This window comes from Achromobacter sp. 46006 (genome assembly GCF_059761975.1).
The window spans coordinates 89,738-106,842 of the sequence record NZ_JCBANN010000009.1 but is presented as its reverse complement, the minus strand read 5'-3'; the positions used below and the strand labels follow the sequence as shown (position 1 = coordinate 106,842).

Sequence of the window (17,105 nt, the reverse complement as noted above, 5' to 3'; positions counted from 1 at the left end):
ACATGTCTCGTTTGCAAGATTTCTACAAGAGCAAGGTCGCTGGCGACCTGCAGGCCAAGTTCGGCTACAAGAGCGCCATGGAAGTGCCGCGCATCACCAAGATCACCCTGAACATGGGTGTCTCGGAAGCCGTCGCCGACAAGAAGGTCATCGAGCACGCCGTCTCGGACCTGACCAAGATCGCTGGCCAAAAGCCGGTCGTGACCAAGACCAAGAAGGCTATCGCCGGTTTCAAGATCCGCGAAAACTACCCGATCGGTTGCATGGTCACGCTGCGTGGTCAACGCATGTACGAATTCCTGGATCGCCTGGTGGCGGTTGCGCTGCCTCGCGTGCGCGACTTCCGCGGCATCTCGGGTCGTGCTTTCGACGGCCGTGGCAACTACAACATCGGGGTGAAAGAGCAGATCATTTTCCCCGAAATCGAGTACGACAAGATCGACGCGCTGCGTGGGCTGAACATCAGCATCACCACCACCGCGAAGACCGACGAAGAAGCCAAGGCGCTGTTGACGGCCTTCAGCTTCCCGTTCCGTAACTAAGGGGCTGATGACGTGGCTAAACTTTCCCTCATCAATCGCGACATCAAGCGCGCCAAGCTGGCTGACAAGTTCGCCGCCAAGCGCGCTGAGTTGAAGTCGATCATCGACGACCAGTCGAAGACCGACGAAGAACGTTACCAAGCTCGGCTCAAGCTGCAACAGCTGCCGCGCAATGCCAACCCGACGCGTCAACGTAACCGTTGCGTGGTCACCGGTCGTCCGCGCGGTGTGTTCCGCAAGTTCGGCCTGACGCGCCACAAACTGCGTGAAATGGCGATGAAGGGTGAAATCCCCGGCATCACCAAGGCCAGCTGGTAGGAGAAAGAATATGAGCATGAGCGATCCCATCGCCGATATGCTGACCCGCATTCGCAATGCGCAGCAAGTGGACAAAGCTACGGTGAGCATGCCCTCCTCGAAGCTGAAGGCGGCCATTGCCGCTGTGCTGAAGGACGAAGGCTATATCGACGGCTTCGAAATCAAGGGCACCCAGGCCAAGCCTGAGCTCGAGATCACCCTGAAGTACTACGCTGGCCGTCCGGTCATCGAGCGCATCGAACGTGTTTCGCGCCCCGGTCTGCGTATCTACAAGGGCCGTACCAGCATTCCTCAGGTCATGAACGGCCTGGGTGTGGCTATCGTGTCGACCTCGCGCGGCGTCATGACCGACCGTAAGGCTCGCGCCAACGGCGTCGGCGGCGAAGTGCTGTGCTACGTGGCCTAAGGAGAAATTCGAATGTCACGTATCGCTAAGTATCCGGTCGACCTGCCCAAGGGTGTCGAAGCCGACATCAAGCAGGATCAGATCACCGTCAAGGGCCCGCTGGGTTCCCTGACCCAAGCCCTGACTGGCGACGTCACGGTTCAGTTGGACAACGGCAAGCTGACGTTTGTCGCCGCCAACGAAACCCGTCACGCCAACGCCATGTCGGGTACCGTGCGCGCGCTGGTGGCCAACATGGTCAACGGTGTGAGCAAGGGATTCGAGCGCAAGCTGAATCTGGTTGGCGTGGGTTACCGCGCCTCGATTCAAGGCGACGCCGTTAAGCTGCAGCTCGGTTTCTCGCACGACGTTTTGCACAAGTTGCCGGCCGGTATCAAGGCCGAATGCCCCACCCAGACGGAAATCGTCATCAAGGGCTCCAACAAGCAAGTCGTCGGCCAGGTGGCCGCTGAAATCCGCGCGTACCGCGAACCCGAACCCTACAAGGGCAAGGGTGTGCGTTACTCGGACGAACGCGTCGTCATCAAAGAAACCAAGAAGAAATAACGGCGCACGCAAGGACGAATCATGGACAAAAAAGTTTCCCGTTTGCGTCGTGCGGTTCCTACCCGCCGGAAGATCAACGAGCTGCGCGTTCATCGCCTCTCGGTTTTCCGCTCGAACCAGCACATCTACGCCAATATCATTTCGCCGGAAGGCGATCGCGTTCTGGTCAGCGCCTCGACGGTGGAAGCCGAAGTGCGCGCCCAGCTGGCTGGCCAGTCCGGCCAAGGTGGCAACAAGGCCGCCGCTTCGCTGGTTGGCAAGCGCGTGGCCGAAAAGGCCAAGGCTGCCGGTATCGAACTGGTCGCTTTCGATCGCTCGGGCTTTCGTTACCATGGCCGCGTGAAAGCGCTGGCCGACGCCGCGCGTGAAGCCGGCCTGAAGTTCTAAGCGAGGATCTGTCAAATGGCTAAAGTACAAGGCAAGAACGCCGCGGAAAAAGAGAACGATGACGGCCTCCGCGAAAAGATGATCGCGGTCAACCGCGTGAGCAAAGTGGTCAAGGGTGGTCGCACCATGAGCTTTGCCGCGCTGACCGTGGTTGGCGATGGCGATGGCCGCGTCGGCATGGGCAAGGGCAAGGCGCGTGAAGTGCCGGTGTCGGTTCAGAAGGCGATGGAACAGGCCCGCCGCGGCATGTTCAAGGTTGCCCTGAAGAACGGCACGCTGCACCACACCGTGGTCGGCAAGCATGGCGCCGCCACCGTGCTGATTTCGCCCGCTGCTGAAGGTACCGGCGTCATCGCCGGCGGCCCGATGCGCGCTATTTTCGAAGTGATGGGTGTGCGTAACGTGGTTGCCAAGAGCCTGGGCTCGAGCAACCCCTACAACATGGTTCGCGCCACGTTGAATGGCCTGCGCGCCTCCCTGACCCCGGCGGATGTTGCTGCCAAGCGCGGCAAGACCGTCGAAGAGATCCTGGGGTAAATCATGGCTCAGAAGCAGATCAAAGTGACCCTCGTGCGCTCCGTGATCGGTACCAAGCAATCGCACCGTGACACGATTCGCGGTCTGGGCTTGGGCCGTATCAACAGCAGCCGCGTGCTGGTCGATACGCCCGAGGTGCGTGGGATGATCCGTAAGGTGGATTATCTCGTTTCCGTCTCGGAAGCCTAAGGAATCACCATGTCGGATATGCAACTTAATACGCTGAAGCCCGCCGAGGGCAGCAAGCACGCCAAGCGCCGAGTCGGCCGTGGCATCGGTTCGGGTCTGGGCAAGACCGCCGGCCGTGGTCACAAGGGTCAGAAGTCGCGCTCGGGCGGTTTCCATAAGGTTGGCTTCGAAGGCGGTCAAATGCCGCTGCAGCGTCGCCTGCCCAAGCGCGGTTTCACCCCGCTGGGTCAGCACCTGTACGCCGAAGTCCGTCTGTCGGACCTGCAAGCCGTGCCCGTCGACGAAATCGACGTGCAAGTGCTGAAGGCGGCTGGCGTGATTGGCCAGGCGGTTCGTTACGCCAAGGTCATCAAGTCGGGTGAACTCTCGCGCAAGGTCGTGCTCAAGGGCATTACCGCGACGGCCGGCGCTCGCGCCGCCATCGAGGCCGCGGGCGGCTCGCTTGCTTGATCACGAGGTGACGAGTGGCTAACGCGCAGGCATTGGGTAAAACCGGAACGCGGTACGGCGACCTCAAACGTCGTCTCGTGTTCCTGGTGCTCGCCCTGGTGGTTTACCGTTTGGGTACACACATCCCCGTTCCGGGTATCAACCCGGACGCGCTGGCGGACCTGTTCCGCCAGAACCAGGGCGGGATCCTGGGCCTGTTCAACATGTTCTCGGGCGGGGCGCTCTCGCGCTTCTCGATTTTTGCCCTGGGGATCATGCCGTACATTTCGGCATCCATCATCATGCAGTTGATGTCGGTGGTGGTGCCGTCGCTGGAAGCGCTCAAGAAAGAGGGCGAGGCCGGTCGTCGGAAGATTACCCAATACACCCGCTACGGCACGGTTGTGCTGGCGCTGGTGCAGGCTGTGGGCATTTCGGTTGCGCTTGAGTCCCAGCAGGGACTTGTGATCGATCCGGGCATGCTGTTTCGCTTCACGACCGTCGTGACCCTGGTCACCGGCACCATGTTCGTCATGTGGCTGGGTGAGCAGATCACGGAACGCGGTCTCGGCAACGGGATTTCCATCCTGATCTTCGCAGGTATCGTTGCGGGTCTGCCCGCGGCGCTGGCTGCACTGTTGGACCTGGTCCGCACCAACTCGATGTCCGTGCTGTCGGCACTGTTCATCGTGGCCCTGGTGGTGCTGGTTACCGCTTTTGTGGTGTTCGTGGAACGCGGACAGCGCAAGATCACGGTGAACTACGCCAAGCGTCAGGTCGGCAACAAGGTCTATGGTGGTCAAAGCTCGCACCTGCCGCTGAAGCTGAACATGGCCGGGGTGATTCCGCCGATCTTCGCGTCGTCGATCATCCTGTTCCCGGCCACGATCACGAGCTGGTTTTCCAGCAGCGAGAACATGCGCTGGCTGAGCGACCTGGCTGCGGCCCTGTCGCCTCGTCAACCGCTCTACATCACGCTGTATTCGGTCGCGATTATTTTCTTCTGCTTTTTCTACACGGCTCTGGTGTTCAACAGCCGCGAAACGGCGGACAACCTGAAGAAGAGTGGTGCGTTCGTTCCGGGCATCCGTCCGGGCGAACAGACGGCGCGCTACATCGACAAGATCCTGATGCGTCTGACGCTCGCAGGTGCCATCTACATCACGTTGGTGTGCCTGTTGCCGGAATTCTTGGTGATGCGGTGGAACGTCCCCTTCTACTTCGGTGGTACGTCTCTGTTGATTATTGTGGTGGTGACGATGGATTTCATGGCGCAAGTCCAGGCCTACATGATGTCTCACCAGTACGACTCGTTGCTCAAGAAGGCCAACTTCAAGGGCGCGGGTTTGCCGATGCGGTAAGCAAAAGATGTCCAAGGACGACGTCATTCAGATGCAAGGCGAGGTTCTTGAGAACCTCCCGAACGCGACATTTCGCGTCAAGCTCGAAAACGGCCACGTGGTGTTGGGCCATATTTCCGGCAAGATGCGTATGCATTACATCCGGATCCTGCCGGGTGACAAGGTCACAGTGGAGCTCACGCCCTATGATCTGACGCGAGCCAGGATTGTTTTCCGCTCCAAGTGAGCGAAACCGGATTACGGAAAATTAGGAGTCAACCATGAAAGTAATGGCATCGGTTAAGCGGATCTGCCGCAACTGCAAAGTTATCAAACGTCACGGCGTGGTGCGCGTTATCTGCACCGACCCGCGTCACAAGCAGCGTCAAGGCTAACTCGGGTTAGCGACTACGCAACGGATTTATTCAAGGAACAGTCATGGCCCGTATTGCTGGCATTAACATTCCGCCGCATCAGCACGCCGAGATCGGCCTGACCGCCATTTTTGGCATCGGTCGTACGCGCGCTCGCAAGATCTGCGAAGCGGCTAACGTCCCGTTTGACAAAAAGGTCAAGGATCTGAGCGACGCTGAACTGGAACGCGTCCGCGAACACGTTGGTGTGTTCACGGTCGAAGGTGACCTGCGTCGTGAAGTGCAGCTCTCGATCAAGCGTTTGATCGACCTGGGAACCTACCGCGGCATGCGCCACAAGCGCGGCCTGCCCGTGCGCGGCCAGCGCACTCGCACCAACGCCCGCACCCGCAAGGGCCCGCGTCGTGCTGCTGCGTCCCTGAAGAAATAATCGAGGAACTGGATTATGGCGAAAGCTTCCACCAGCGGCGCTTCGCGCGTGCGCAAAAAGGTCAAGAAGAACGTCTCGGACGGCATCGCGCACGTTCACGCTTCGTTCAACAACACCATCATCACCATCACCGACCGTCAGGGCAACGCTTTGTCGTGGGCCACGTCGGGCGGTGCTGGCTTCAAGGGTTCGCGTAAGTCGACCCCGTTCGCCGCGCAGGTCGCCGCTGAAACGGCCGGCCGTGTCGCGCTGGAATACGGCATCAAGACGCTGGAAGTGCGTATCAAGGGCCCCGGCCCCGGCCGTGAATCGTCGGTCCGCGCCCTGAACGCGCTGGGCATCAAGATCTCGTCCATCGCCGACATCACGCCCGTTCCGCACAACGGCTGCCGTCCGCCGAAGCGTCGTCGTATCTAAAGGGAATCCACATGGCACGTTATATTGGACCCAAATGCAAGCTCTCGCGCCGCGAGGGTACTGACCTGTTCCTGAAGAGCGCCCGTCGCTCGCTGGATTCCAAGTGCAAGCTGGATTCCAAGCCTGGCCAACACGGCCGCACTTCGGGTGCCCGCACTTCCGACTACGGCCTGCAGCTGCGCGAAAAGCAAAAGCTCAAGCGCATGTACGGCGTGCTGGAAAAGCAATTCCGCAAGTACTTCGCTGAAGCCGAGCGTCGCCGTGGCAACACCGGCGAAACGCTGATCCAGCTGCTGGAATCGCGCCTGGACAACGTCGTCTACCGCATGGGCTTCGGCTCGACCCGCGCCGAAGCTCGCCAGCTGGTGAGCCACCGCGCCATCGAACTGAACGGCCACACCGCCGACATCGCTTCGATGCTGGTCAAGGCTGGCGACGTCATCTCGATCCGCGAAAAGGCCAAGAAGCAAGGCCGTATCAAGGAATCGCTCGACCTGGCCACCAGCATCGGCATCCCCCAGTGGGTCGAAGTCGACACGACCAAGCTGACCGGCACGTTCAAGTCGGCCCCCGATCGCGCTGACGTCGCTCGCGACATCAACGAATCGATGGTCGTCGAACTGTACTCGCGTTAATCACGCCTGCCGGCGCCTCCTTCGCAAGGGGCCGGCTTGCTGGTTTCGCGACCGGTTTGCGAGTCTCGCAGCAGCCCGCTTTCCGCCTTTTGGCGGGGCGGGCTTTGCGGTAAGTATCGGGCGGCTTTTTTGCGCTGCCCGCGTTTCACGTTTCAACCTGTCCATCAGCCTTATCGGTGTAACGAGCCGAGGGTATTGAAAAGGAACACAGTACATGTCCACTCAAGGTTTCCTGAAGCCGCGCTCCATTGAAGTCGAACCGGTCGGCACCCACCATGCCAAGATCGTGATGGAGCCGTTCGAGCGCGGCTACGGCCATACGCTGGGCAACGCCCTGCGCCGCATCCTGCTGTCTTCGATGACCGGCTACGCGCCGACCGAAGTCCAGATGACGGGCGTGGTGCACGAATACTCGACCATCCCGGGCGTTCGCGAAGATGTCGTCGACATCCTGCTGAACCTGAAGGGCGTGGTCTTCAAGCTGCACAACCGTGACGAAGTCACCCTGGTTCTGCGCAAGACCGGCGCCGGCACCGTGCTGGCCAGCGACATCGAGCTGCCGCACGACGTCGAGATCATCAACCCCGGCCACGCCATCTGCAACCTGACGGACGCGGGCAAGCTGGAAATGCAGATCAAGGTCGAAAAGGGCCGCGGCTACGTGCCGGGCAACGTGCGCGCGCTGTCGGAAGACCGCACCCACACCATCGGTCGCATCGTCCTGGACGCCTCGTTCAGCCCGGTCCGCCGCGTCAGCTACGCGGTTGAAAGCGCCCGCGTGGAACAGCGCACCGACCTGGACAAGCTGGTGCTGGACATCGAAACCAACGGCGTCATCTCGCCCGAGGAAGCGGTGCGCCAGTCGGCTCGCATCCTGATGGACCAGATCTCGGTCTTCGCCGCCCTGGAAGGCGCCGGCGATTCGTACGAAGCCCCGGTCCGCGGCACGCCGCAGATCGACCCGGTGCTGCTGCGTCCGGTCGACGACCTGGAACTGACCGTGCGTTCGGCCAACTGCCTGAAGGCCGAAAACATCTACTACATCGGCGACCTGATCCAGCGTACCGAGAACGAACTGCTCAAGACCCCGAACCTGGGTCGCAAGTCGCTCAACGAGATCAAGGAAGTGCTGGCCGCACGCGGCCTGACGCTGGGCATGAAGCTCGAAAACTGGCCCCCGCTGGGCCTGGAGCGTCCGTAAGTCTTGCAGGGTGGCGCCCCTCTCGCAGGGGCGTTTCCCGCGGCGCCCGGCTTCACCGCCGGGCGGTTTGCGAAACCGTCGTAAAATGCACCGTTTTCCACCGGACCGCGGCCTGATCGCAGGTTGATAGAAGAGCCGGATAACCCGATGGCGGAAACGCCGTCATTAGATTCAAAGGATACTTATCATGCGTCACGGTAATGGCTTGCGTAAGCTCAACCGCACCAGCAGTCACCGTCTTGCCATGTTTCGCAACATGGCCGTTTCGTTGATCACCCACGAAGCCATCAAGACCACGCTGCCCAAGGCGAAAGAACTGCGCCGCGTCATCGAACCCCTGATCACGCTGGGTAAAGAACCCACCCTCGCGAACAAGCGCCTGGCTTTTGCCCGCCTGCGCGATCGCGACGCCGTGGTGAAGCTGTTCGCCGAAATCGGCCCGCGCTACGCGGCCCGCAACGGCGGCTACACCCGCGTGCTGAAGATGGGTTTCCGTCAAGGCGACAATGCTCCCATGGCTTTCATGGAGCTGGTCGACCGTCCGGAAGTCGATGAGGCCGCTGAGGACAGCGCCGAATAAGTTTCGGTGTCTAGATAAGCGACAAGGGCGGGTCTTCGGACCCGCCCTTGTTTTTTGCGCGACGCGCGCGAGGCGCCCTGGCGGCGCAGGCGCGCCGATCGCTACGAGGCGTGCAGTTCGCCCCGCAATTGCGCGGCGGTGGCCGCCAGCGCCTCCTGGGGCGCCTGGGGTGGCATGCGGAAGGTCAGGTCCTGCTGCTCGATGTATTGGGTCGAGGTCACGTCCTGCGGATGGTGCATGGGGATCACGTGCGCATGGGTGTGCGCCACGTGAATGCCGGTGAAAGCGAAGCCGACGCGGTCCACGCCATACAGCCGCTTCATGTGGCGGCCCAGCTTCTGCCCCAGGTTGACGATGTGGCCGGCCAGGTCGGCGGGCATGTCCTCGTAGTACGGATAGTGCTGCTTGGGGATGATGAGCGTGTGCCCGGGGCGCACCGGCTGGATGTCCAGGAACGCCATCAGGCGGTCGTCTTCGTGCAGGATGTGCGCCGGGATTTCGTGGCGGGCGATGCGGCAGAACAGGCAGTTGTCGGACATGTTTGCCTCGATGTGAATGGATGTGCGGCGGCTCCGGGTCTGATAGTGGGCGGACGCGGGCGGCAATATCGATAAAATACCCCGAGTTACATCCGATACGGGTATTCCCGGGAGGCTCCATGTTGCGCGATGACGACGTCGTGCTGGTCATCAGCAATGCGCCGGACCTGTTGCTGGCCAAGCGTATCGCCCACGTGCTGGTCGAGGATGGCCTGGCTGCCTGCGTGAACCTTGGGGCGCCGGGCCTGTCCATCTACCAGTGGCAAGGCGAGGTGGAAGGGGCCGAGGAAATCCCCATCCACATCAAGACCACCTACGCGCGCCACCCGGCCGTGGTCCAGGCCCTGGCGCAGATGCATCCCTACGACGTGCCCGAAATCATCGTGCTGCCGGTCATCGGCGGCGCTGCGCCCTACCTGGATTGGGTCCGTCAGCAGACGGCCGTCGTGCAGAACAAGAGAGACTGATGTTGCAACCCGCGGTCCGGCTCCACATCCCGATGCGTGTCTTTTTCCCCAGATTGCTGGCGTTGCTGGCCATGACTATGTTGTGGCTGGCCTGGCATGCGCCGGCGCGTGCCGAGGCCGAGTTCCTCGACCCCGAGAAGGCCTTCGTCTTCAGCGCGTCGATGGCCGCGCCCGATACCGTCGAACTGCGCTTTCGCGTGGCGCCTGGCTACTACATGTACCGCGAGCGCTTCGGCATCAGCATCAGCCCGCTGGGCGCGGCCACGCTGGGCGAACCCGTCTATCCCAAGGGTGACGTCAAGTACGACCCGACCTTCGAGAAGGACATGGAGGTCTACCACCAGGACGTGGCGATCCGCGTGCCAGTGACGCCCGGGGACCAGCCATTCACGTTGACGCTGACTGGCCAGGGCTGCGCCGATGCCGGCCTGTGCTATCCGCCGATGGATAGCAGCGTGAAGCTGACGCCGGTGGCGGGCGGTTACGCCCTGGCGGGCAGTGGTGGCGCCTCGGCCGCGCCGGCAGCTTCGGGCGGCGGCCTGAGCGCGCTGGTGAACGCTGGCGATACCGGCTTGGCCGATGCCCTGGGTGGATTGGGCTGGATCAAGACGGCCGGCGTGTTCCTGGTGCTGGGCCTGCTGCTGGCGTTCACGCCCTGCGTGCTGCCCATGATTCCCATCCTGTCGTCGATCGTGCTGGGCGGCGCCAGCCAGGAACGTCCCTCGCGCGGCCGTGGCCTGGCGCTGGCGGCGACCTACGTGCTGGGCATGTCGGTGGTCTACACCGCGCTGGGCGTGGCGGCAGGCTTGAGCGGCGCGGGCCTGGCCGCATGGCTGCAGACGCCGTGGATCCTGACGCTGTTCGCGATCGTGCTGGCGGTGCTGGCGCTGGCGATGTTCGATGCCTTCACCTTCCAGATGCCGTCCGGCATCCAGGCGCGGCTGGCCGAGCGGTCGTCGCGCATTCCCGGAGGCCGCTATACCGGCGCCTTGCTGATGGGCGCGCTGTCGGCGCTGATCGTCGGGCCTTGCGTGGCCGCGCCGCTGGCCGGCGCATTGTTGTACATCTCGCAGACTGGCGACGTGGTGTTGGGGGGCTCGGCCCTGTTCGCGATGGCGTGGGGCATGGGCGTGCCGCTGCTGATCGTCGGCGCCTCGTCGGGCGCGCTGCTGCCCAAGGCCGGGCCGTGGATGGATGGCGTCAAGCGTCTGTTCGGCATGCTGCTGCTGGCGACCGCCTGGTGGATGCTGATCCCGGTGGTGCCGACCTGGGTGCAGATGACCGGCTGGGCCTTCCTGGCGATCGTCGGCGCGGTGATGCTGCGCGCGTTCGACGCGCTGCCGGCCGGCGCCGGCTCGGCGCGCATGTTCGGCAAGGGCATCGGCCTGTTGCTGGCCCTGGCCGCCGCCGCGTGGCTGATCGGCGCGGCCAGCGGCGGCCGCGACGTGTTGCAGCCGCTGTCGCATTTTGCCTCGGGCGGCCCGGCGGCCTCGGGCGCGGCCGCGCATGCTGGCGAGGTGCAGTTCAAGCGCGTGCGCAACAACGCCGAGCTGGACGCGCTGCTGGCCGCGAGCACGCAGCCGGTAATGTTGGACTTCTACGCCGACTGGTGCGTGTCGTGCCGCGAGATGGAGCGCTTCACTTTCACCGATCCGGGCGTGGCGCAACGCATGGGCGGCATGCTGCTGGTGCAGGCCGACGTGACCGCCAACAATGCCGACGATCGCGCGCTGCTCAAGCGTTTCCGCCTGTTCGGCCCGCCGGGCATCATGTTCTTCGAACCCGGCGGCAAGGAATTGCCGGACGCGCGCGTGGTGGGCTTCCAGGACGCCAAGCGTTTCACCGAGTCGCTGGACCGCGTGCTATTGCGCTGAGCGGCGGCCGCCCGCTACCATGAGGGCTCGCGCCGCGTGGGTGGCGCCTCCACTCCCTCAGGCCGGCGCCCGTGACGTCTTCGACAGTCGATGCAAGCCAGGACCGCACCGGTCTGATCTATCTGCAACTGATGTTCGTCATGGCCACCTGGGGCCTGAACATCGTCTCCATCAAGTACCTGACGCAGCACATGGATATCCGCGCCCTGGCGGCCTTGCGGATCGCCGTTGCGTTCGTCGCCGTCACCCTCATCGTCAAAGCGCGGCGCGGCCGTATTCCCATGTTGGGGCGGGTCGAGTTGGGCTGGGTGGCGCTGGCGGGTTTCCTGGTGGTGTACGCGCACCAGACCGCGCTGGTGTATGGCTTGCAGTTCTCGTCGGCCGCCAACGGAACGCTGCTGATGGCCACCAGTCCCTTGCTGTCGGCGCTGCTGGCGGCCCTGTTCTATCGCGAACGGCTGACGTGGCTGCGCATCGCCGGCGCCTTGCTGGGCCTGGCCGGCGTGGCGATGGTGGTGGTGGGCAGCGGCGCGCAGTTGGGGCTGACCGGCTGGGGCGATGCGATTGTGTTCCTCGCGGTGGCGGTGTTCGTGTTCGGCGGGCTGGTGATCCAGCGCATCTCGCGCACGCTCGATCCGCTGGCGATGCTCTGGTACATGTACCTGGCCGGCGGCCTGATGCTGGTGGCGCATGCGGCCATGACGCCGTCGTCCTACGATGCGGACAACTGGAACATGACATGGTGGCCGTGGCTGGTGCTGCTGTTCTCGGCGGTGATCGCCTCCGGTGTCAGCAACATCCTGTGGAACGCGGGCATCGCCAGGCTGGGCATCAGCCGCGCGGCGCTGTTCGTGAACTGGCTGCCGATCTTCGGCCTGCTGTTCGCCGCGCTGTTCCTGGACGAGCATGTGACGCTGGTGCACGTGGCGGGGCTGGCCTGCATTCTCAGCGGCACCTGGCTCGGCCTGCGCCGTGGCGCGTCAGCGGCGCGTTGAAGAACACGGCGGACCGCAAGGGTCCGCCGTTGCTGTGCGCGTCTCATGCCCAGGCGCACGCAGGGCAAGCGGGGCGGGGCCGTGAAGGCCGCCCCATCGCAATCAGCGTTGCTGCTTGAGCAGCCGCGCCGCTTCGATCGCGAAGTACGTCAGGATGCCGTCGGCGCCGGCGCGCTTGAACGCCAGTAGCGCTTCCATCATGACCTTGTCGTGATCCAGCCAGCCATTGGCCGAGGCCGCCTTGATCATCGCGTATTCACCACTCACCTGGTAGGCAAAGGTCGGCACGCGGAAGGTGTCCTTGACGCGGCGCAGCACGTCCAGGTACGGCATGCCGGGCTTGACCATGACCATGTCGGCGCCTTCGTGCAGGTCGGCCGCGACTTCGCGCAGCGCTTCGTCCAGGTTGCCCGGGTCCATCTGGTAGGCCATCTTGTTGGACTTGCCCAGGTTGGTGGCAGACCCGACGGCGTCGCGGAACGGGCCGTAGAAGGCGCTGGCGTATTTGGCCGAGTAGGCCATGATCTGGGTATGGATGTAGCCGTTGGCCTCCAGCGCGCGGCGCACGGCGCCGATACGGCCGTCCATCATGTCGCTGGGGGCGACCATGTCGACACCGGCCGCGGCCTGCGTCAGGGCTTGCTTGACGAGGATCTCGACGGTCGGCTCGTTGACGACGTAGCCGTTTTCATCGATGACGCCGTCCTGGCCGTGGCTGGTGTACGGGTCCAGCGCTACGTCGCACAGCACGCCGAGATCGGGAAAGTTCTTTTTCAGCTCGCGCACCACGCGCGGGATCAGGCCGTCGGGGTTGGTGGCCTCGATGCCGTCGGGGGTCTTGAGCGCCGGGTCGATGGCGGGAAACAGCGACAGCACCGGCATGCCCAGCGCCACGCATTCCTCGGCCACCGGCAGCAGTGTGTCCAGCGAATAGCGCACCACGCCCGGCAGCGACGGCACGGCCTGCTTCAGGCCACTGCCCTCGGCCACGAAGACCGGGTAGATCAGGTCGTTGACGGTGAGGGCGTTCTCGCGCACCAGGCGGCGGGTGTAGTCGTCGCGGCGCAGGCGGCGCGGGCGGGAAACCGGGAAGTCGGGGGTGATGATCTGCGGGTTCATGGTACGACCTTGGGAGAAATCCAGTTTTCTATGTGCGCGCCAGCCTCTTCCAGGCCAATGCGCTCAGGCGCCGAGAAGGGGATGGTGTGCAGGGCGCCGATGTCCGCCAGGTCTTTGCGCACCGAGAACACGGTGCGCACGCGCTGGCCGTAGGGCAGCTTGTCGGCTTTGGTGAGCAGCGCCAGCACCGGCCGGCCGGTGGGGGCGATGAAATTGGCCAGGCGGCGGTCCAGTTCGGTAACGCCGCGGCGGATGTCGATGAGCAGCACGATGCCGGCCAGCGATTCGCGGTCGCGCAAATAGCCGCCCAGGATGTCGGCCCACTTTTCCTTTTCATCGCGGGCCACGGAGGCATAGCCGTAGCCGGGCAGGTCGACGAGATAGCCGATGTGGCCTTCCGGGTTCAGCGGGTCCGGCAGGCCGAACATGTTGATCAGCCGCGTGCGGCCCGGCGTCTTGCTGGAGAAGGCGAGGCGACGCTGGTTGCACAGCACGTTGATGGCCGTGGACTTGCCGGCGTTGGAGCGGCCGACGAAGCAAACCTCGGGCGCGTCAGGAGGCGGCAACTGGTCGAGGCGAGCGGCCGACGTGAGGAAAGAGGCGCGATGTAGGAGGGACACGGATGGCTTTGGCTACGGTTGGTTTCGAGCCCTATTGTATAATCCGGCGTTTGCAACAGTGGTCCCCGTGCGCGGAGCCGTCTCGTTTGCTTACCGTTGAGGGCATTTCGGTACTTGCAGGGCCATCCGGCCCCAGGCGTCCGGTAGTCCTTGGCGAGCAGGCAAGCGGGCAAATGAGGTTCGATACGGTTTTCCAGATGTGCGGGCAGGCGTGGGCGCCTTTTTGCGCCTTGATCGATGTGATCGTCGAGGTCTTCATGAAGCGTGTGCTGTCCCGGATGTTGGTTGCGAGCGGGCTGTTGCTCGGCGCCTCCGCCTTTTCTACTACGAGCTTCGCCGCTGACGGCGCCGCGGGCGCGGCCAAGCCAGATGCCGCCAAGGGTGGCCAGTTGTTTGACCAGGGCGACGCCTCGCGCGGCATCATCGCCTGTGCGTCCTGTCATGGCGCGGCGGGCAACAGCACCATCCCGGTGAACCCCAACCTGGCCGCGCAACCCCACGAATACCTGGTCAAGCAGTTGACCGACTTCCAGGTCAAGCAGGGTGCCAAGCTGCCGGTGCGCAATGGCCCCGGCGGCAATCCCACCCCCATGACCGCCATGGCGCAGAACCTGACGCCGGCCGACATGCAGAATATCGCGCTGTACCTGGCGCAGCAGCCGCTGAAGGATCCGGCCACCGCCGGCCACGAGAAGCTGGTTGACCTGGGTCAAAAGATCTGGCGCGGCGGTTTGCCCGAACGCAATGTTCCCGCCTGTGCGGCATGCCATTCTGCCAACGGCGCGGGCATTCCAGGCCAGTATCCGCGCCTGTCGGGCCAGTTCCCCTTGTATATCGAAGAGCAGCTCAAGCTGTTCCGCAGCGGCGATCGCGCCAACGACGTGATGCGCGCCGTGGCCGACCGGATGTCGGATGCCGACATCAAGGCCGTGGCGGACTACGCGGCTGGCCTGCGGTAGCCGTACGCCGGCCACGCGCGCGGCTGGTCCGCGTTCACGCAACCTGAGCATGGCGGAACCTGTTTCCGTCCTGCGCTGTCTACGAGGGGGGTAGCCGATCGCGCGGCCCCCCTTTTTTCATGAATTCGACTCAGACACACTCCCGCCCGTCCCTGCGCAGCCTGCCCCGCGATCTGTTTGAATTGCTGGGTTCGATGCGTTTCGCCGTCAGCCTGTTGATGTTCATCTGCGTGGCGAGCCTGGTGGGGACGGTGTTGCAGCAGAACCGGTCGTCCAACAACTACATCGACCAGTTCGGCCCGTTCTGGTACGAGGTGTTTGACAAGTTCTCGATCTGGCACGTCTACAACAGCTGGTGGTTCCTGCTGATCATGGCGTTCCTGGTCGTCTCGACCTCGGTCTGCCTGATCCGCAACGCGCCCAAGATGCTGCGAGATGCGCGTTCGTTCCGCGAACACGTGCGCGGCGGCAGCCTGCGGGCCTTTCCGCACCGCGTCGAGACCGAGGCGCCCACTGACGTGCCGCGGACCGCGGCGGGCCTGACGGCCCTGCTCAAGCGCATGGGCTATGCGGTGCGCGAGCGCCAGGACAGTACCGGCGTGCTGCTGGCTGCCAAGAAGGGCAGCGCCAACCGACTGGGCTATGTGTTCGCCCATGCCGCCATGGTCATCATCTGCATTGGCGGCCTGCTCGATAGCGAGCTGCCGGTGCGCCTGCAGGTGATGTTCGGCGGCAAGAAGCCGATCGTCGAGAACATGCTGATCTCCGAGGTGCCGGAAAGCGGCCGCCTGTCGGTCGACAATCCGAGCTTCCGCGCCAGCGTGCTGGTGCCGGAGAACGGCCAGGCCAGCACCGCGGTGGTGATGGTGGGCGACGGCGCCCTGGTGCAGCCGATGCCCTTCACCCTGAAACTGAAGAAATTCGTCATCGACTACTACTCGACGGGCATGCCCAGCCGCTTCGCCAGCGAAGTGGAGGTGACGGATCCGGATACGGGCAAGAGCTTCGATTCCACCATCGAGGTCAACGAGCCGTTGCGCTTCAAGGGCATGACGGTCTACCAGTCCAGTTTCGATGACGGCGGCAGCACGGTGGTGCTCAAGGGTTACCCGCTGGTGGGCACCGACAACGCCACGTTCAATGTGGACGGCACCGTGGGCAAGACTGCTGAAGTAAGCGCTAACACTGCGCGAGGTCCGCGCAGCATGGGCGTGGAAATCACGGCCCTGCGTCCGATCAATGTCGAGGATCTGACTGGCGGCGCGCCCAAGGGGGGCGGCCAGAGCTTCGCTGAACATGTGGCCTCGGTGGCCGGCAGCGCGGCGGGCAAGAAGAATGAAAATCTGCGCAACGTGGGGCCCAGCGTCGAGTACAAGCTGATAGACGATGCGGGTCAGGCGCACGAATTCCAGAACTACATGTTGCCGGTGCAATTGGACGGAGCCAGTGTGTTCCTGGCCGGTGTGCGCAACAATGCCTCGGAACCGTTCCGCTATCTGCGGATTCCGGCCGATGACGAGGGCTCGGTGGCGGAATTCATGCGGCTGCGGGCGGCGCTGGCCGATCCGGCCGCGCGCCAGGAGGCGGCGCGCCGTTTCGCCGAGCGCAACAGCCCGAGCGGCACGGATCGCCAGCCTTTGCAGACGGCCGCCGAGCGCGCCCTGGAAACCTATGCTTCCGGCGGCTTGCAGGCCGTGGCGGCGTTCTTGCAGGCCAACACGCCGGCGAGCGACCTGGAGCGCGCGGCGGATGTGGTGATCCGGCTGATCGGCGCCAGCATGAATGAATTGCGCGCCATCGAGCGTGAACGTGCCGGGCTGCCGCCGGTGGCCAGCGATGGGCCCGAGGCCGAGCGTGCCGCCCAGTGGTCGCGCCTGTCGGTGGCGGCGCTGTCGGACCTGACCGTCTATCCGGCGCCGGTGTTCTTTTCGCTGGCAGACTTCAAGCACGTGCAGGCCAGCGTGTTCCAGGTCAGCCGCACACCGGGCAAGAACACGGTCTACCTGGGCAGCCTGCTGCTGGTGCTGGGCGTGTTCTCGATGTTCTACATTCGGGATCGCCGCGTCTGGATCTGGATCAAGCCGCAGGACGGCGGCAGCGCCATCCTGGCGGCGATGACGTCGCAGAAGCGTACACTCGACTTTAATCAGGAGTTCGATCGCTTCAAGCAGGCGCTGTTGCGCCAGAAAGGGTCTTAAGGT

At 63.8% G+C, this 17,105-nt stretch carries 24 protein-coding genes; 21 read left to right on the top strand and 3 right to left on the bottom strand.

Annotation, left to right across the window (positions count from 1 at the left end; all coding sequences use genetic code 11):
* Positions 1-2: 2 nt before the first annotated feature.
* The 16 genes from rplE (at position 3) to rplQ (ending at position 8,331) form a co-directional block, all read left to right on the top strand.
* Complete coding sequence (gene rplE, locus AC6LKG_RS07730; RefSeq protein WP_006389624.1) at positions 3-542, top strand: 50S ribosomal protein L5; 540 nt, start codon at positions 3-5, stop codon at positions 540-542.
* A 12-nt stretch (positions 543-554) separates the two neighbouring features.
* Positions 555-860 carry a 30S ribosomal protein S14 gene (rpsN, locus tag AC6LKG_RS07725; protein ID WP_006227037.1) on the top strand — a complete coding sequence of 102 codons (306 nt, stop codon included), beginning with the start codon at positions 555-557 and terminating at the stop codon, positions 858-860.
* A 10-nt stretch (positions 861-870) separates the two neighbouring features.
* Entirely contained in the window at positions 871-1,266 is a 396-nt protein-coding gene (gene rpsH / locus AC6LKG_RS07720; protein WP_175133200.1) for a 30S ribosomal protein S8, read from the top strand.
* A gap of 12 nt (positions 1,267-1,278) precedes the next feature.
* Positions 1,279-1,812: a 50S ribosomal protein L6 gene (gene rplF, locus AC6LKG_RS07715; RefSeq protein WP_049077235.1), complete on the top strand. Its 534-nt coding sequence runs from the start codon at positions 1,279-1,281 to the stop codon at positions 1,810-1,812.
* Positions 1,813-1,833: 21 nt separating this feature from the next.
* Positions 1,834-2,199 (top strand): 50S ribosomal protein L18, encoded by a 366-nt coding sequence (rplR, locus tag AC6LKG_RS07710; protein ID WP_175133198.1) that lies wholly within the window; start codon positions 1,834-1,836, stop codon positions 2,197-2,199.
* Positions 2,200-2,214: 15 nt separating this feature from the next.
* Positions 2,215-2,736 (top strand): 30S ribosomal protein S5, encoded by a 522-nt coding sequence (gene rpsE / locus AC6LKG_RS07705; protein WP_006389628.1) that lies wholly within the window; start codon positions 2,215-2,217, stop codon positions 2,734-2,736.
* Positions 2,737-2,739: 3 nt separating this feature from the next.
* Entirely contained in the window at positions 2,740-2,925 is a 186-nt protein-coding gene (rpmD, locus tag AC6LKG_RS07700) for a 50S ribosomal protein L30 (RefSeq protein ID WP_175133197.1), read from the top strand.
* A 9-nt stretch (positions 2,926-2,934) separates the two neighbouring features.
* Positions 2,935-3,375, top strand: a complete 441-nt coding sequence (gene rplO, locus AC6LKG_RS07695) for a 50S ribosomal protein L15 (RefSeq protein ID WP_020925824.1) — start codon at positions 2,935-2,937, stop codon at positions 3,373-3,375.
* A gap of 14 nt (positions 3,376-3,389) precedes the next feature.
* Positions 3,390-4,715, top strand: coding sequence for a preprotein translocase subunit SecY (gene secY / locus AC6LKG_RS07690; protein WP_498163774.1), 1,326 nt, complete (start codon positions 3,390-3,392; stop codon positions 4,713-4,715).
* Positions 4,716-4,722: 7 nt separating this feature from the next.
* Positions 4,723-4,941: a translation initiation factor IF-1 gene (infA, locus tag AC6LKG_RS07685; RefSeq protein WP_003806927.1), complete on the top strand. Its 219-nt coding sequence runs from the start codon at positions 4,723-4,725 to the stop codon at positions 4,939-4,941.
* 34 nt (positions 4,942-4,975) lie between these two features.
* Positions 4,976-5,089 (top strand): 50S ribosomal protein L36, encoded by a 114-nt coding sequence (gene rpmJ / locus AC6LKG_RS07680; RefSeq protein WP_003806928.1) that lies wholly within the window; start codon positions 4,976-4,978, stop codon positions 5,087-5,089.
* A 43-nt stretch (positions 5,090-5,132) separates the two neighbouring features.
* On the top strand, positions 5,133-5,498 hold the full coding sequence (rpsM, locus tag AC6LKG_RS07675) for a 30S ribosomal protein S13 (protein ID WP_006389632.1): 366 nt from the start codon (positions 5,133-5,135) through the stop codon (positions 5,496-5,498).
* A 15-nt stretch (positions 5,499-5,513) separates the two neighbouring features.
* Positions 5,514-5,915, top strand: coding sequence for a 30S ribosomal protein S11 (rpsK, locus tag AC6LKG_RS07670; RefSeq protein ID WP_006216516.1), 402 nt, complete (start codon positions 5,514-5,516; stop codon positions 5,913-5,915).
* Between the two features lie 11 nt (positions 5,916-5,926).
* Complete coding sequence (gene rpsD / locus AC6LKG_RS07665; protein WP_006389633.1) at positions 5,927-6,550, top strand: 30S ribosomal protein S4; 624 nt, start codon at positions 5,927-5,929, stop codon at positions 6,548-6,550.
* 214 nt (positions 6,551-6,764) lie between these two features.
* Entirely contained in the window at positions 6,765-7,751 is a 987-nt protein-coding gene (locus AC6LKG_RS07660) for a DNA-directed RNA polymerase subunit alpha (RefSeq protein WP_006216514.1), read from the top strand.
* Positions 7,752-7,938: 187 nt separating this feature from the next.
* Complete coding sequence (gene rplQ, locus AC6LKG_RS07655) at positions 7,939-8,331, top strand: 50S ribosomal protein L17 (RefSeq protein WP_006389635.1); 393 nt, start codon at positions 7,939-7,941, stop codon at positions 8,329-8,331.
* A gap of 101 nt (positions 8,332-8,432) precedes the next feature.
* Here the strand turns inward: rplQ and AC6LKG_RS07650 are convergent, their stop codons facing one another.
* A complete protein-coding gene (locus AC6LKG_RS07650) occupies positions 8,433-8,870 on the bottom strand; it encodes an HIT family protein (RefSeq protein WP_498163773.1) in 438 nt (145 codons plus the stop codon).
* Between the two features lie 119 nt (positions 8,871-8,989).
* Here AC6LKG_RS07650 and cutA point away from each other — a divergent pair, with 119 nt between their 5' ends.
* The 3 genes from cutA (at position 8,990) to AC6LKG_RS07635 (ending at position 12,206) form a co-directional block, all read left to right on the top strand.
* Positions 8,990-9,337, top strand: coding sequence for a divalent-cation tolerance protein CutA (gene cutA / locus AC6LKG_RS07645; protein ID WP_006392025.1), 348 nt, complete (start codon positions 8,990-8,992; stop codon positions 9,335-9,337).
* 32 nt (positions 9,338-9,369) lie between these two features.
* Positions 9,370-11,211 carry a protein-disulfide reductase DsbD gene (gene dsbD / locus AC6LKG_RS07640; RefSeq protein ID WP_498163793.1) on the top strand — a complete coding sequence of 614 codons (1,842 nt, stop codon included), beginning with the start codon at positions 9,370-9,372 and terminating at the stop codon, positions 11,209-11,211.
* Positions 11,212-11,342: 131 nt separating this feature from the next.
* The gene (locus AC6LKG_RS07635) at positions 11,343-12,206 is read left to right on the top strand and encodes a DMT family transporter (RefSeq protein WP_498163792.1); all 864 of its coding nucleotides are present in this window, start codon (positions 11,343-11,345) and stop codon (positions 12,204-12,206) included.
* A gap of 102 nt (positions 12,207-12,308) precedes the next feature.
* Here the strand turns inward: AC6LKG_RS07635 and hemB are convergent, their stop codons facing one another.
* The gene (gene hemB / locus AC6LKG_RS07630) at positions 12,309-13,325 is read right to left on the bottom strand and encodes a porphobilinogen synthase (RefSeq protein ID WP_498163772.1); all 1,017 of its coding nucleotides are present in this window, start codon (positions 13,323-13,325) and stop codon (positions 12,309-12,311) included.
* Entirely contained in the window at positions 13,322-13,945 is a 624-nt protein-coding gene (gene yihA / locus AC6LKG_RS07625) for a ribosome biogenesis GTP-binding protein YihA/YsxC (RefSeq protein ID WP_049077223.1), read from the bottom strand. Before yihA ends, hemB begins: the two co-directional genes overlap by 4 nt.
* Positions 13,946-14,202: 257 nt before the next feature.
* Here yihA and AC6LKG_RS07620 point away from each other — a divergent pair, with 257 nt between their 5' ends.
* Together AC6LKG_RS07620 and AC6LKG_RS07615 are read left to right on the top strand one after the other, a co-directional pair.
* Complete coding sequence (locus tag AC6LKG_RS07620; RefSeq protein WP_498163791.1) at positions 14,203-14,904, top strand: c-type cytochrome; 702 nt, start codon at positions 14,203-14,205, stop codon at positions 14,902-14,904.
* 119 nt (positions 14,905-15,023) lie between these two features.
* A complete protein-coding gene (locus AC6LKG_RS07615) occupies positions 15,024-17,102 on the top strand; it encodes a cytochrome c biogenesis protein ResB (RefSeq protein WP_498163771.1) in 2,079 nt (692 codons plus the stop codon).
* Positions 17,103-17,105 lie beyond the last annotated feature (3 nt).

Coding starts and splice junctions, on each gene's coding strand:
- rplE (WP_006389624.1), top strand. CDS start 3: ATGTCTCGTTTGCAAGATTTCTACAAGAGCAAGGTCGCTGGCGACCTG.
- rpsH (WP_175133200.1), top strand. CDS start 871: ATGAGCATGAGCGATCCCATCGCCGATATGCTGACCCGCATTCGCAAT.
- rplF (WP_049077235.1), top strand. CDS start 1,279: ATGTCACGTATCGCTAAGTATCCGGTCGACCTGCCCAAGGGTGTCGAA.
- rplR (WP_175133198.1), top strand. CDS start 1,834: ATGGACAAAAAAGTTTCCCGTTTGCGTCGTGCGGTTCCTACCCGCCGG.
- rpsE (WP_006389628.1), top strand. CDS start 2,215: ATGGCTAAAGTACAAGGCAAGAACGCCGCGGAAAAAGAGAACGATGAC.
- rpmD (WP_175133197.1), top strand. CDS start 2,740: ATGGCTCAGAAGCAGATCAAAGTGACCCTCGTGCGCTCCGTGATCGGT.
- rplO (WP_020925824.1), top strand. CDS start 2,935: ATGTCGGATATGCAACTTAATACGCTGAAGCCCGCCGAGGGCAGCAAG.
- infA (WP_003806927.1), top strand. CDS start 4,723: ATGTCCAAGGACGACGTCATTCAGATGCAAGGCGAGGTTCTTGAGAAC.
- rpmJ (WP_003806928.1), top strand. CDS start 4,976: ATGAAAGTAATGGCATCGGTTAAGCGGATCTGCCGCAACTGCAAAGTT.
- rpsM (WP_006389632.1), top strand. CDS start 5,133: ATGGCCCGTATTGCTGGCATTAACATTCCGCCGCATCAGCACGCCGAG.
- rpsK (WP_006216516.1), top strand. CDS start 5,514: ATGGCGAAAGCTTCCACCAGCGGCGCTTCGCGCGTGCGCAAAAAGGTC.
- rpsD (WP_006389633.1), top strand. CDS start 5,927: ATGGCACGTTATATTGGACCCAAATGCAAGCTCTCGCGCCGCGAGGGT.
- AC6LKG_RS07660 (WP_006216514.1), top strand. CDS start 6,765: ATGTCCACTCAAGGTTTCCTGAAGCCGCGCTCCATTGAAGTCGAACCG.
- rplQ (WP_006389635.1), top strand. CDS start 7,939: ATGCGTCACGGTAATGGCTTGCGTAAGCTCAACCGCACCAGCAGTCAC.
- AC6LKG_RS07650 (WP_498163773.1), bottom strand. CDS start 8,870: ATGTCCGACAACTGCCTGTTCTGCCGCATCGCCCGCCACGAAATCCCG.
- cutA (WP_006392025.1), top strand. CDS start 8,990: ATGTTGCGCGATGACGACGTCGTGCTGGTCATCAGCAATGCGCCGGAC.
- dsbD (WP_498163793.1), top strand. CDS start 9,370: ATGCGTGTCTTTTTCCCCAGATTGCTGGCGTTGCTGGCCATGACTATG.
- AC6LKG_RS07635 (WP_498163792.1), top strand. CDS start 11,343: ATGTTCGTCATGGCCACCTGGGGCCTGAACATCGTCTCCATCAAGTAC.
- hemB (WP_498163772.1), bottom strand. CDS start 13,325: ATGAACCCGCAGATCATCACCCCCGACTTCCCGGTTTCCCGCCCGCGC.
- AC6LKG_RS07620 (WP_498163791.1), top strand. CDS start 14,203: ATGAAGCGTGTGCTGTCCCGGATGTTGGTTGCGAGCGGGCTGTTGCTC.
- AC6LKG_RS07615 (WP_498163771.1), top strand. CDS start 15,024: ATGAATTCGACTCAGACACACTCCCGCCCGTCCCTGCGCAGCCTGCCC.